The organism is Photobacterium sp. SKA34 (assembly GCF_000153325.1).
In the GTDB taxonomy this organism is placed as follows: Bacteria; Pseudomonadota; Gammaproteobacteria; order Enterobacterales; family Vibrionaceae; genus Photobacterium.
The window spans coordinates 316,049-329,566 of the sequence record NZ_CH724141.1 but is presented as its reverse complement, the minus strand read 5'-3'; the positions used below and the strand labels follow the sequence as shown (position 1 = coordinate 329,566).

Here is a 13,518-nt window from a genome sequence, read left to right as displayed (position 1 = left end):
GCACGTTTTTTTATGCCTGAGTTTTATTGGAACCGCCATTGACATTGTTTGATGATCAAACTAGATTAATATTCAAATAATTTGACTATCAAACTAAATGGGCGATTTATGAAGTTGGAACTACAACACGGTCATGATTTTTCATCTCATGATCAGCAGGGAGAAAAAGGGACGTTTTATGTGCTCTTACTGACGCTGACAACCATGCTTATCGAAATTATAGCGGGGACAGTTTATGGCTCTATGGCCCTATTAGCGGATGGGTGGCATATGGGTACCCATGCTGCCGCATTTTGTATCACGCTATTTGCTTACCGTTACGCAAGAAAACACAGTAATAATGACCGTTTTTCCTTTGGTACAGGTAAGGTTAGCGTGCTGGGCGGATATACCAGTGCGATTGTATTAGGCATTGTTGCAGTATTAATGATTGCGGAATCCATTCATCGTTTATTTAACCCACACGCTATTCAATTTAATGAAGCGATAGTGGTTGCGTGTATTGGCTTAACCGTAAATTTAGCCAGCATATTTTTACTTAATGGGCATGGTCATTCTCACGGTCATAGCCACGATCACGACCACAATCATAGTCATGCACACGATCATCATGATCACAGCCATGGGCATCATCATCACGACCACAATTTAAGAGCCGCTTATCTACACGTGCTTGCTGATACCTTGACCTCATTACTTGCCATTGTTGCGCTATTGTTCGGGAAATATTATGGCTGGGATTGGATGGATGCAGTTATGGGCATTGTTGGTGGGTGTGTGATCATTAAATGGACAATGAACTTAATGAAGCAAACAACCCCGATCTTGTTAGATGAGAACATTGATTCAGACTATAGAAAATCTATCCATGATGCGTTGTCACCTTATGCCAAGGTTATGGATTTACATATCTGGAAAATTAGTGGTAATCACTACTCTGCAGCGATAACACTGCAATCAACTAGAGACTTCATCATTGATGATTATAAACAAATTTTGTCAAAATTTGATAAGATTAGTCATCTTACTCTCGAAGTACACTAATAATAATCATGAAAAACATAGAACGCCTAAACCAATTACTGACTGAATTTTATGACAAAATGTCATCATGGGAGCAATCTGTTGTTAAAGAAACAGGTTACACCTTGGCGCAAGTTCATACGATTGAAGTTTTAGGCGTTCAAGGCCCTCTTAGAATGAAAGAGCTTGCCGATAAATTGGGGATCACAACGGGTACGTTAACTGTTCAAATTGAGAAATTAGTGAAAGCAAACTTGATTGAACGTTGTGCTCACCCAACTGATCGCCGCGCGATTGTGGTGACTTTGACAGAAGCAGGGCAAGCCATTCATGTTAAGCACAATCAATTGCACCTTGATTTAGTGAATGATTTAACTATGCACATAGAGCCTGAGCATGAAGAGATATTGATTTCGTGTATTGAAAAGATGAATAAAGAGTTTTAAACGTATTTTAAAATCAACGTATTGTTTCACAACAGTAGTTTATTCATCGTGCAATCTTGAAACAGTTGCCAACCTGTATCAGATATTGTTGGCAACTTTCTAGCCTAAAATATCGAACCTTATACTAATTCAACAGGGCCGTGATCATCACAGTGATCGCCGTGTTGATGGTGTAGCCTACCATTAACAATATAATCAATATGATCACCATGTTGGATAGCCTCATGACCACAATCAGGGCCGTGAACATGATCGCCACATGCATGGTTATGGTTACATTCATTAGGATGAGCATCGTCAAACTCGATGACATGTTCATCACAATGATCGCCATGCGGGTGGTGTAATTTACCATCAACTAAATAATCGACATGACCATTATGGCGTATTGCAGTATGACCACAATCAGGACCATGGGTATGAGATTCGTGTGAATGAGTGTGTAAACAAGACATTATCCAGTCTCCTTTTAATTGATAAATGCTCTTTAATGATATGCAATCAAGGTTTTATGTTTATGACAGATACGCAGAAATGCGATTGATCTCACGGGTTATAAATAACGAATTAGGTTTTCTTTCTTTCTCTGCTGAAAAGCCTTTGTGGTAGTTTAAGTATGGTTACCGGAGTGAGAAGTAGTGATCTTAATTGTTTAATCACACATAAGTTATTAAATCGAGTGTTTGGATGAGGCAATGAGTCAGACTATGTTTAAAAAAGACGGGACAGCGCAAGGTGTTGCTAAACAGCGCCTAATAGAAACATTAGCGCCACCAAATAAGCGTATTATTTCTGATCCCTATGCTGAGCGGTTTGTTTTCGGTGCGGGATTAATCAAACTAATGGGGCATCCATTCGCTGTTTGGTTAACCGAACAGTTTATGCCAGGCTTTCATGAACACCTTATCTCTCGTACTCGATTCATTGATGATTTAGTTAAAAAGTCCGTGGCGAATGGCATAGAGCAATATGTTATTTTAGGGGCAGGGTACGATACTCGAGCACACCGGTTAGATTTACCCACTCAGGTTAAAGTATTTGAAGTCGACCAACCTGATGTTCAAGAGAGAAAGCGTACTAAGCTAACTCAAGCAGTTCCAAATATAGAAAATGTGACATATGTTAGTGTCGATTTTAATCATCAGTTAATCTCAGAGCGACTATTGTTAGCAGGCTTTGATCGAACTAAAGCAACGCTGTTTACCCTTGAAGGGGTATCACAATACATTTCGAAAGCTGCACTTTCGCTAACGATAGCGCAAGCTGCAGAACTAACGACCAATAATCATTCAACTTTCTTTTTATCGTATGTTGATAAAAACCTAGATGATGATCCTTCAGCCTGTTTTGGCAAAGGGTATCCGAAGGCAAGTAAAAGGGCGGAAATGATTAAATCGCTATCAGCGAAAGTTGGCGAACCTTGGGTATCACTGTTTACTGCACAAGAGATTGATAACTTACTGTCACAACATGGCTTTTCACTTGAAGAAAATATGACGCTGGCAGACTTAAATACCGTTTATTTCACACCCGTAGGTAGAACGCTGCCAGAGCATCATATTTTAAAACTTGAGCATTTTGTTATTGCGAATCGATAATATAGGGCAGATTACAAGCATTTTCCCTTGTATGGTTTATTTTGGAAGATGATAGTAGAGGTAAACTTCCTTATAGAGCGAGAAACTATGAGACATGACTGACTAAATTTACACTTTAAAACATACAAAGTTATGGATTTCACTTTTATTTTTGTTGAGAAAAAATAACGTATTATCTTTTAGTCTAATTTTGTAACTAATTCTCATATTGTTATAACTAGCCTAATCGTTGTTAATGATATTGTCTGAGTGAGGTTTATTGAAAATAACCTCTTCGATATTCAGTATCAGGTTGCTGAATGATTTTTCGTATGTTCTTGTATAAGTCACTTTTATATTTTCAACAGTACCTACTTTTGTCGTTACGCCGCTCATCTCTCTAATTGTAAAATGATCATCTGAGTAAAATGAAATGGGCATATGTTTAGCAATAGATAGATATTGTTTAAATGACTCAGACATAAAACTTGTTTTGATTGAGTCACAGTGCCAGTTTTAATGCTCATAATATTATGAAATTATTAGATAAAATGGCTATCGACAGTATCAAGGGAATTAACAGTGTGATGATTAAATGCACAGCCCATGACCTTCGGTTAAATATGCCTTTAGAGATACAAATTTCTCTTCCATTTTATAGTCAGATAAATAAAAATTTGCATATTGATTGTCGCTATTTACGAGAAAAATACTCATTCCTTCTTTTTCTGGAGCGTCTATTGATTGATAGATCCTTACGAATAAATCTAAATTACAATCAGTAGGAATAGTCGCCGCAAGCGCATCGAATAATGGATCGGAAGCATTACGTTTCTTTGTCATTGACTGTAGATAAAAGCGACTTTTATTTATATTTTTAGTGATATTGTATTCTTGCTTATCTAAAAAAAAAGGGGATTTACGAGCATAGTATGTATAGATACTTATTATCATTAAAAAGGAAGCGAAAAATATAGAGCAAATAATGTATCTTTTTTTATCTGTAGACATAGTATGTGTTGCTGGCTTGCAACATTGTTCTTTTACTAAATTTTCATCGGAAACATCTTCTATTTTAGTTTCAGGAAGGATTTCTAGTATGTAACCCTCCTTAATAACTGTACTAATAGTAATGAGATCACCACAAACTGATTTTAATATTTTTCTTAATTTAGAAATAATATTGGTTAAAGATTGCTCTGTTACAATAGTTTCTCCCCAGCAACCACAAAAAAGCACTTCTTTATTTATACATTGATCTTTTGCTTCAAGTAATATTGTTAGTACACAAGCTTCCTTAGGTGTCAAAAATGCATTTTTACCATCATTAGATGATAGACGTCGAACTACAGGATCATAAGTTAAGTTGTGTATTTGGTAAATTTTTTTATCCATGAAAAACTCTCTCATTGTAATTATATAATAATGACGAGATAAATAAGGCGTAATTTTAGTGGGAAAGCATGTTACAACAATAAAAATAATAAATCTATAATTATTAATAACAACGAAAAAGCAATTAATATTAAACTGGTATGATTTTTTTATAGAATTAAAGTGAAAACTAATAAGAGGTAGAATACCTGTTACTTTCTTTAGAAGATAAGGGGTTTTAAATAGATAATTATCTAACATTTAAAAGTAAAAAATTAACTTTATCATTAAGTTATTGTTTTAAATGTTTTTGTTGGTTTTGTTTCTATGTGTTTTTTATGTATTTTTTATGTTTTTTTGTATGATGTGTTACGATTGTGTTGTGGTTGTTTGCTCAATATTAGGTGTTTTAGTGGAAAGGTATGTAAATTAAACAAAGGTTAATAATCATGATGATATATAAGTTTAATTTATAAATTTACATCAAAACTTTATTAAGGCTCACCATGAGAGTAAAAAAAAATAAAAAAGGTTGTTTGGTAATAGATGATAAAGAAAATATATTAGCATGTTTAGACTTTAAGCTTCAGCCAATAACTGAAACATGTAAATCTAAAATATATGCTTTTGAATGTTTATCAACGGTAAAAATACACTCAGATATTACTATTGATAATGAGGTTTTCTTTTGTTCTCACTCAATATCAATTATTAAAGATATTTGTTTGCAGCAAATAGGACATTTTAAATCTCTGTACTCTGATAATGTACCTTTAATCTCTTATAATATGCCTATCTCATGTTTATTAGATAAATACTTCGTTGGTAAATTATTATCAAAATCTCAAATGCCCATTGCTCTTGAAATAACGGAGTTTGATATTGAAGTTAATCAAGTATCAAAGTTGTTAACGATATCTGAAAACATTTCACGTTTGCAGGATAAAGGGATGAAGCTCTGGTTTGATGACTTCTACCACAACTGCAGCAAACATCTATTCTGGTTAGGGCTGATAAATTGGGATGTGGTGAAAATGGATAAATCATACATACATGCAGATTACGAAAGTAGCCATTTATCACATTTTGTTAAGCAACTTGCTAACCAGAACACCGACGTTGTTCTTGAGGGGATTGAGAGCCAATACATTTATCAGCTCATAAAAAATCATAATGTTAAGTTACAGGGTTATTATATTTCATACCCTAAGGAGCAATCTGAACTAGAGGAGTTTCATTTACACTAATGTAATGAACAGTGATGAAGCAACAGCTAATAATCGTAACATCAACACATAACCTTGTTAGCGTGAATAAAAGGTATTAGAAAGTAACGCATAACAGTTATTAATGAGTTCCAAAATTGGCTCAAAGTAATAAAAACCTTACTTATAATATAATTACTTGTGAGTTTTCTGTATCTAAGATGAACAGCATGCAGAACTAATAGGTAACTGTAACAAGATATTTATGCGCTATATTCAAGTGCTTTTTAAATGAAGTCGTTTTAGATAAAACACCATTCAATTACAAAAAGCGCGCATTAACCATGAAACTACTACTACTCATATCTTGCTTATTTCTGTCGGCTTGTAGCTTAACCCCAGATAAAACATCGCCTAAGTGTATGCCCTTACCGGTAGGCGTGATTCTTTGTGGTGTATAGCAAGTAATTATTGTGATGAGGAAGAGCAAAAGGTGAGAAAAAATGGCGGAAGACTAATTCATTCCGCCACATTGCTAGGCAAGGGATCAGTGCTTAATAATTACTTCGCTGTTGTCTACACGATGGCGGTCGCCATAAATGCCGTCTTCAGCGCGAGGGCCACAACCAATAATCATAGTGATTTCATCTTTAGGGTTTAAACCAAGCAGTTGCTTAACACGCTTAGAATCAAAACCTTCCATTGGGCAGGTATCGTAACCTTCCGCGCGCATTGCCGTCATAAAGGTCATCGCCGCAAGGGATGTGCTTTTATGTAGGCACACACGTAAATCCGCCTTACTCACTTCACGTACCATCGGCTTTTTACGCCCTAAATACGCCACAATTACCTTACGAATAGCGCCCATGATACCAAAGCGATCGTTACGGTATAAAAACGGGATCAGCTTTTCATAATATTTAACAGCGCGTTTAGACGTAGCATCTTCACGGCCATTAAAGGCATCTCGAATTTGTGCCGCATTCATTTTCGCACGCTGTTTCCACTTATAAGGCGTAGTGGTGATAACAATTAACTCGCGTGCCGTTTTTGCCGCATTTTGCCCCATACACAGCTTTGCCAGTTGTTCGCGTTTATCATCACTGACAACACGATGAAATTGCCACAATTGCATGTTTGAACTGTTAGGGGACAAGGTGGCGAGATTAAGTGCACGGGTTACCGCTTCATGATCGAAAGCACTGTATGCATCATATTTACGTACCGAACGACGGCTATGCACCAATTCGGCATATTGTTCGGCTTTGGACGATGTTGTTAATGGTAAAGACGCTGGTGAACTAGACCCAGTGCGTTCTTTTTCAGGTGTATCGATCATGTTGTAAACAACCTATATAAGATGAAAATCGCTGTGCGTATTTCTACCTGTTATTGGGTTGTGAAGCAAGTCGATGATCACGATGAGTTAACTATTCAATGGGTTAGCTTTCTTGCTAACTCGTATTTGCCCCAAAACGTGTTAGAAGCGTATCCCATACTTCTTATATAGAAACTAATCAGTGCCTCGAAATATTACACTTGCTGACAATTTTCGATTTGCTCTCTTTCATCACTTAATAAATCATCCACTCCATTATGAGTCACTTAGTGTGATTTATACGGAATAGTGCCCATTTTTATCTTTGATTGACAATTTAACTTGTTGATATTAAATGAAAAAATTTGTTATTATGAATATATTCGAGTGATAAAATCGGGCAATTATCCTACTAATAAATTGTTATAAGCTAAAAGGTGAAATATGGGTGTTCTATATAAATATATGAAAAAAGAGCATGCGAAGCTGCTAGTAGAGCAGGGTTCATTGAGGATTGGTACTTTGTATGAATTTCGAGATGAAGAAAAGCATGGACAAGAAATTGGTGATAATAAAGAAGGAACTAAATCAACATACATGGGCGTAGATCAAGCTTGTTGGTCTACTGCTAATCAGCCAGAGTTTACTAAGTCTTTTTTCAAGTTAGAGGAAGACGCAACATTAAATATATCAGGGCTTACGTTAGAAAAACCTCAAACTAGTCCTGATTTCTATATTTACTGTACAACTTACGAGTTTGATGAGTCTGCAATGAGAGACTTTGGATATGATTCATGTGTGGCCATTGAACAGCCTGAAAACTTTTTAAAATGTATCAGTAAATCACTAAAGCATAAAGGTTTGTATCAAGGTAGTTATAAGTGCAAGTATCAGTCTCGCCGAATGCCACATGACTTTGATTCCGGAGTACATCCAGCATTGATTAAAGAAAACGAATATTCTTACCAAAAAGAGGTGAGAAGTATTTGGTTATCTACTAAGGATAATATTCAACCTATTATTATTAAATCTAAAAAGATAAAGAAATATTGCCGTATAATCAGTTGTTTATAACAAAGTAATCAACATGGTTTATTACATTCGGCGTTGTAGGTTTGTCTTTGGTTTAGGTGTTTAAGGTGGTGGTTGCGGGAGCTTCGATGTTGCGTTGCTCATATATTAACAGGGGGTTACTTTGCTTTCCTAATTTCGTGCAGTCTTAATATAGTAAACTGTCTAACTCATTTCTGTCCAAAAGCGAGTTAGTCATCTACATAAACTGTGTGATCACTACGCGATTCTTTCGGGACTGAGTTAGCATACTTTTTAAAGTAGATTGGATAAGGTATACATAATCCAAATTGAGTTTCGCTTGAGTGAGTATGTAAAGGTAGACTCAGATGAAATTAATTAGTAAATACAGAATAACTATCCTTCTGAGCCTTATCGGATGGGGATGTCTGGCTGTATACGCCTATAAAGGTTCTTATGTCGATGACAATGGTGTGTTAATTGAATCGTTTGGTTTTATTCCTCTGTTTTGGCTGTTTCAGTTATTGGCATTGGTGAGTTTGATTTATACCGCCTTGAAACACAGAAAACGAGGTAAGGTATGAGGCTCAAATAAAAGCAACGCTTTACCTATACAGCATCGCTTTTTTATTATTTTTTCTATTCAAATGAATTGGGTGTTAAACCTTAACGTGAATCCAACGGATATAAACGGTAACTCCATATGATATAAGTACGTAGGGCATCACGGTAAATACCTAACAATTCACCATCATTCGGTGTTGCTAATTCTTTAAGTGGTTTGCCTAGGGAACATACCATATCAAAGGTGATGTATAGTGGGAGACTGACAGTTATAATTCTATAACTGCATTTTTGCTAAGGACAATTGAGTGAACGATGTAAGTGCGAGTATCAAAAAATTATTCTTATTATCTCTAATTGCGACACCAATGGTGTCTAATGCTTCAACTGAATCCAATAATATTCAATTTAACACCATTACGGATAACACGCTTACTGTTTGTACAACTGGAGATTACCCGCCATTAACATCTTTTAATTCCGAGAAAAATACGTTTGAGGGGTTTGCACCAATCGTCGCGGCCAATTTTGCTAAGCATTTAAATCTGAACTTGGCATTTACAAGAACTACATGGAAAGATTTGAGTGATGATTTAAAATCAGGCAAGTGTGATATAGCAATGGGTGGGATTACATATACTAAAGATCGCAGTAAAGACTTCTATTTATCAAAATCAGTGGCAAAAAATCAAAAAGCAGCTGTTTTTACTAAAGATAATGATGAATTATTCAACAGCTTTAAAGATATTGATAAAAAAGAAAATACGATATTAGAAAACAAGGGGGGGACTAATGAAAAGTTTGCAAATGAAATCATTTCAAAAGCAACGATAAATGTTCTAGAAAGTAACCTTGCTGTTTTTGATTGCTTTAAAAAGTATCAATTATCACCATATGTGATGTTTACTGATTCAATTGAAATTCAATATCGCTCTAAATTGCCAGATTCAGTATTAAGTAATAAGGGGTTAGGTATCGCTTTAATTAATAACCCAGAGACATATAAAGTTTATATGGCAAATAAAACAGAGTCAGGCGAAGAAATAATTCTAGCGATGAATAATTTTATTGATTCAAATAAAGCCAATATGAAAAAGTGGTATCAAGAATCTCTAACAACAAAGTATAAAGAAGAGGCTCAGTACTGTCCATTTTAACATTTAAGTTCAGCATCTATTTTAAGTAGGTTAAAAGTCAAAAGGCTGCATTCTTTGTCGCTAGGTGCAGCCTTTTAAATCTGAGCTTTCCATTTCAAACAAGTTCAAAGTAGGGTGTTATTGAAATTTATTTTTAACTTTATACGACTAGTGCAAAGAAGCGGATTATCAAATTTTTTAACTATTGATAGGTGTTCCATACTACAGTAAACCAAAGTTTTAAAATGATTTGTATATATGTAATTTTATTTAAAATGAGGCACTTATTGATATGTCTTTAAGAGGTTATTCCCCCTTAGCCGATATTATAATTGATGAGAGTCTATAGAAAAGAATTTAAGACTGCTTGTCTTTTTATTGCGAATTCGACACATAAGTTTGCACAGCATTATTTTTTATGGCTAAAGATAACATTTTTATAACAAGTTAATACTTCCTTTTCAGCTTGATAGCTATAGGTATATTAATGAGACAAAAAGACGATTTTAATTATTAATTTCGATAAGGATATTTAATATGACAAACGTAATGCTTGTTTTTTATCTTGTCGCCTTATTCTCATTAAGTGTTTTTACTTCCTTTGGTGACATGATAGGTAAAAATTCGTTTGGCTCTTATATACCTTATCCATAATTTGTCGGTGGGCTTCCTATATGGCTAGTTTTGGAAGGTGGTTTAGCTTTAGAGGTAAAAAGCGTAAAGAAAAAAAGAAAATAGAACTTAGAAATAGGCTGAATTTTGCCATGACGCAATCAGTAAAAAGGAATAAAGACTTTTAGTGTTCAATGCTGTCTTTATGGTGGTGTTTTTATTGCTGTCGCTGATAGGGTTAATTAACCTGTTATTGAGTATTGAGTATTGAGTATTGAGTATTGAGTATTGAGTATTGATTTGAGAAAATAAAGCCCTGCGAGAGCAGGGCTTATATAAATTATTGCTGAGCTAATACATCTTTTAACTGATCACATGGAATAGCATCTTCTGCGGCATCAACCACTTTTGGTACATAGCGAATATTACCAATATTAAAGTTTGCTTTTTGTGTTGAGTAAATCAAGAACGGACGGTTTAAATTAGCAAAATTTTCACCCGAATCTTCAAAACACTTCAATGGTATCTTAATGGTGGTATAGTCATTTTTACCTGGGTTTGTAACAGGTTGAGGCATCACTTTACTGATATTTACTTCACCGTGACATGGCCACTCACAATGCATCGACAATTTAAAATCTTCTGGTGCTTTTTCTATCATCGCAACATCAAATTGTAAGGTAGATTCTGCATTTAAATAAGCATTGCGGTCGGTTTTGCTACCGTCAGGCGCTTCTAAGAATAGCTCTGCAGCACTATTATCAATGAATTCATCCGTTTCACCTGAAAAGTTGACATTTAATGTGTCTTGCTGGAACTCTCGTGTGATCGGCTTGGTGGTAATGGAGCCAATTGAAGTTTCTCCATTAATAGATACATTTATGGCATTCCAACCATTGGCTTGTCCATCAATTTTGGCAATATATTCTTGGGTTGAACTCTTACCAAATAGCTCGAGAGGATCAGTCGCTTTTCCGTCATCAGGTTTATCTTGACCACAACCCCAATTTCTTGGATCTAGATCTAAGTTATCAAGATCGTCTGTTAGTGGTTTAACATCGCTACCACCGTTATAGCTTAAGCCGTAGCCGTATGGGAATAGCGGTGCATGCTCACCGTCAATATCTTGTTCCATTTCTGGCGTCGCATAGTCAACGATATTTGGTGCGTGACGGTTAATGGTGGTTGAACACTTAGTGTTAGGCCATGAGTAAGACAATCTGCCGTTGAAATCAGCTCCACCTTTAGCGAATAACACGTCCGTAATACCTCCTGCTTCTGTACCCGGTAACCATGCTGCAATAAATGCATCTGAGTTATTAATGATCTCGTTTACGTATAGTGGGCGACCTGAATAGAATACAGTGACAACTTTAAAACCGCGAGATTTAAGATCTAAAATGGTTTCTAAATCTTCTTTGTAACTTGGCTTGATGGTTGAAAAATCTAACGTTTGTGAAGATTTAATATCTCCCATCATTTCTGCATAAGGGTCTTCACCAATAACGACAATAGCTGTGGTTTTTTCTGTATCTGCCATGTTGACATCGGTCGTTACGTTTTCTTCACCTACTTGTTGTTTCAGTGTCATTAGCATGGTTTGTGCACCAGGGAAGTCATCCATAGTGTTTTCACCACCTTGCCATGTGATACTCCAACCACCCGTTTGTTTTTGGATATTATCCATTGCAGAGCCTGTGATCAGGTATTGGGCATCATTTGCCAGCGGTAGGGTATTCTCGTCATTCTTTAATAAAGTTAAAGATTCGCTAACCGCTTTACGGGCAATACTTCGGTGTGCCTCTGATCCAAGAATACCTTCGTTGCCTGCATTGCTTCGTTCTGATGGCATTGGCTTATTCCATAAGCCTGCTCTCATTTTCACTCTCAAAATACGGGTAACAGCATCATCAATTCTTTCCATTGGAATAATGCCTTTGTTAACTTCTTCGATGGTATTGTTGTAAAAGCTTTGCCAATCAGCTCTTGACGTTACCATGAATATATCATTACCGGCATTTACTGCAGCAGGACAATCACTGGCTGTACAACCGCTGACTTCACCTTGACCATTCCAATCGGTAACTACTAAACCATCGAACCCTAATTGGTTTTTCAATACATCGGTGATGAGGTATTTACTACCGTGGATTTTTTTGTTGTAAGTGATGTTGTCATTTTCATCCATATCGTAGTTGGCCTCGTTGTGCCATGAGTTAAATGAACTCATTACTACTTGTGCACCCGCCTTTAAACCTGAGAAATAGCCTGTTGCATGAATATTACGTAAGTATTCTTCGGTGTAATGATTTTCACCTCGATCAACACCATCTGTAGTGCCGCCGTCACCAACCCAGTGTTTTACATTGGACAGAACGTGTTTGTCTGATTTCAGACCTTCAACATCGCCTTGCAAGCCTTTAACCATTTTGCCTGCATATTTCCAGACGATCTCAGGATCTTCTGAATAACCTTCATATACACGGCCCCAACGATAATCACGTGGCGTTGTAACGGTAGGGGCGAATGTCCAGTCTAAGCCTGTTGCTGTAATTTCTTCAGCAGTAGCTGCACCAATTTGTTCAATAAGTTCAGGATCGTGGGCTGCTCCTAGTCCTATATTATGAGGAAAGACGGTTGCTCTAAAGACGTTATTGTCTCCATGTACTGTATCTGTTGCCCACATAAATGGAATGTTAAAAGGTCGGTCTTCGTATGCTCCTTTTACTGCTAGCCAGTATTTATCAGCTTCTTTCGCCCAATCTTCCGCTGAAGCATGTTTATTGTTGTTCGGCCAAGCACCACCGCCATTTAGGATTGAACCAATTTTATATACAGCCGCTTCTTGTGGCGTTATTTCACGTAGATCCGGCTGAATCATTTGACCTATTTTTTCTTCTAAGGTCATTTGCGAAACAATATTAGCAACTTCATCTTCAATATTTTGGTTTTTAGGAATTGCGCTTTTTATTGATGGCCATTCTTTATAATAAGGAAGTTTAGTTTTTGGTGTTGGGTCGGGGGTGACTGAATTATCGTGATTACAACCCATAACTAAGACACTTAGAATAGCTGCGCTTAATAAAGAAATTTTTTGCTTCATATTGTACCTATTAATATTTATCTGTTTATACCTAGCGATACAATATTAATTATTTTTTTAATTTAATTTCTCCTAGCTAATTATAATTTTGTGTGATTGATTCATTAATATTATTTTTTTATATGGGT

10 protein-coding genes and 2 pseudogenes are annotated in these 13,518 nt (G+C 36.0%); 7 read left to right on the top strand and 5 right to left on the bottom strand.

Annotated features, from left to right (window positions below):
- Positions 1–108: 108 nt before the first annotated feature.
- A pseudogene (dmeF, locus tag SKA34_RS02875) lies at positions 109–1,090 on the top strand (CDF family Co(II)/Ni(II) efflux transporter DmeF).
- Entirely contained in the window at positions 1,053–1,469 is a 417-nt protein-coding gene (locus SKA34_RS02870; protein WP_006644004.1) for a MarR family winged helix-turn-helix transcriptional regulator, read from the top strand. The pseudogene dmeF and the gene SKA34_RS02870 overlap by 38 nt, the downstream one beginning before the upstream one ends.
- A gap of 119 nt (positions 1,470–1,588) precedes the next feature.
- On the opposite strand, the gene SKA34_RS02865 is transcribed toward SKA34_RS02870, so the two are convergent.
- On the bottom strand, positions 1,589–1,924 hold the full coding sequence (locus SKA34_RS02865; protein WP_006644003.1) for a hypothetical protein: 336 nt from the start codon (positions 1,922–1,924) through the stop codon (positions 1,589–1,591).
- A 240-nt stretch (positions 1,925–2,164) separates the two neighbouring features.
- Here SKA34_RS02865 and SKA34_RS02860 point away from each other — a divergent pair, with 240 nt between their 5' ends.
- A complete protein-coding gene (locus SKA34_RS02860) occupies positions 2,165–3,067 on the top strand; it encodes an SAM-dependent methyltransferase (RefSeq protein ID WP_039859630.1) in 903 nt (300 codons plus the stop codon).
- Between the two features lie 570 nt (positions 3,068–3,637).
- Here SKA34_RS02860 and SKA34_RS22570 read toward each other — a convergent pair.
- Positions 3,638–4,441: a winged helix-turn-helix domain-containing protein gene (locus SKA34_RS22570; RefSeq protein WP_006644001.1), complete on the bottom strand. Its 804-nt coding sequence runs from the start codon at positions 4,439–4,441 to the stop codon at positions 3,638–3,640.
- A 485-nt stretch (positions 4,442–4,926) separates the two neighbouring features.
- On the opposite strand from SKA34_RS22570, the gene SKA34_RS02850 reads away from it, so the two are divergent.
- The gene (locus SKA34_RS02850) at positions 4,927–5,667 is read left to right on the top strand and encodes an EAL domain-containing protein (protein ID WP_006644000.1); all 741 of its coding nucleotides are present in this window, start codon (positions 4,927–4,929) and stop codon (positions 5,665–5,667) included.
- Between the two features lie 505 nt (positions 5,668–6,172).
- Here the strand turns inward: SKA34_RS02850 and SKA34_RS02845 are convergent.
- A complete protein-coding gene (locus SKA34_RS02845; protein WP_006643999.1) occupies positions 6,173–6,964 on the bottom strand; it encodes a nitroreductase family protein in 792 nt (263 codons plus the stop codon).
- 423 nt (positions 6,965–7,387) lie between these two features.
- Between SKA34_RS02845 and SKA34_RS02840 the strand changes: the two genes are divergently transcribed.
- Both SKA34_RS02840 and SKA34_RS02835 read left to right on the top strand, forming a co-directional pair.
- Complete coding sequence (locus SKA34_RS02840) at positions 7,388–8,017, top strand: hypothetical protein (RefSeq protein WP_006643997.1); 630 nt, start codon at positions 7,388–7,390, stop codon at positions 8,015–8,017.
- A 326-nt stretch (positions 8,018–8,343) separates the two neighbouring features.
- Positions 8,344–8,559: a DUF3955 domain-containing protein gene (locus SKA34_RS02835; protein WP_006643996.1), complete on the top strand. Its 216-nt coding sequence runs from the start codon at positions 8,344–8,346 to the stop codon at positions 8,557–8,559.
- An 82-nt stretch (positions 8,560–8,641) separates the two neighbouring features.
- Here SKA34_RS02835 and SKA34_RS23450 read toward each other — a convergent pair.
- A pseudogene (locus SKA34_RS23450) lies at positions 8,642–8,797 on the bottom strand (transporter); the annotation flags it as partial.
- Positions 8,798–8,847: 50 nt separating this feature from the next.
- On the opposite strand from SKA34_RS23450, the gene SKA34_RS22565 reads away from it, so the two are divergent.
- A complete protein-coding gene (locus SKA34_RS22565; protein ID WP_006643994.1) occupies positions 8,848–9,696 on the top strand; it encodes a transporter substrate-binding domain-containing protein in 849 nt (282 codons plus the stop codon).
- 931 nt (positions 9,697–10,627) lie between these two features.
- On the opposite strand, the gene SKA34_RS02825 is transcribed toward SKA34_RS22565, so the two are convergent.
- Positions 10,628–13,339, bottom strand: coding sequence for a glycoside hydrolase family 3 protein (locus SKA34_RS02825; RefSeq protein WP_083784371.1), 2,712 nt, complete (start codon positions 13,337–13,339; stop codon positions 10,628–10,630).
- Positions 13,340–13,518 lie beyond the last annotated feature (179 nt).

Coding starts and splice junctions, on each gene's coding strand:
- SKA34_RS02870 (WP_006644004.1), top strand. CDS start 1,053: ATGAAAAACATAGAACGCCTAAACCAATTACTGACTGAATTTTATGAC.
- SKA34_RS02865 (WP_006644003.1), bottom strand. CDS start 1,924: ATGTCTTGTTTACACACTCATTCACACGAATCTCATACCCATGGTCCT.
- SKA34_RS02860 (WP_039859630.1), top strand. CDS start 2,165: ATGAGTCAGACTATGTTTAAAAAAGACGGGACAGCGCAAGGTGTTGCT.
- SKA34_RS22570 (WP_006644001.1), bottom strand. CDS start 4,441: ATGGATAAAAAAATTTACCAAATACACAACTTAACTTATGATCCTGTA.
- SKA34_RS02850 (WP_006644000.1), top strand. CDS start 4,927: ATGAGAGTAAAAAAAAATAAAAAAGGTTGTTTGGTAATAGATGATAAA.
- SKA34_RS02845 (WP_006643999.1), bottom strand. CDS start 6,964: ATGATCGATACACCTGAAAAAGAACGCACTGGGTCTAGTTCACCAGCG.
- SKA34_RS02840 (WP_006643997.1), top strand. CDS start 7,388: ATGGGTGTTCTATATAAATATATGAAAAAAGAGCATGCGAAGCTGCTA.
- SKA34_RS02835 (WP_006643996.1), top strand. CDS start 8,344: ATGAAATTAATTAGTAAATACAGAATAACTATCCTTCTGAGCCTTATC.
- SKA34_RS02825 (WP_083784371.1), bottom strand. CDS start 13,339: ATGGGTTGTAATCACGATAATTCAGTCACCCCCGACCCAACACCAAAA.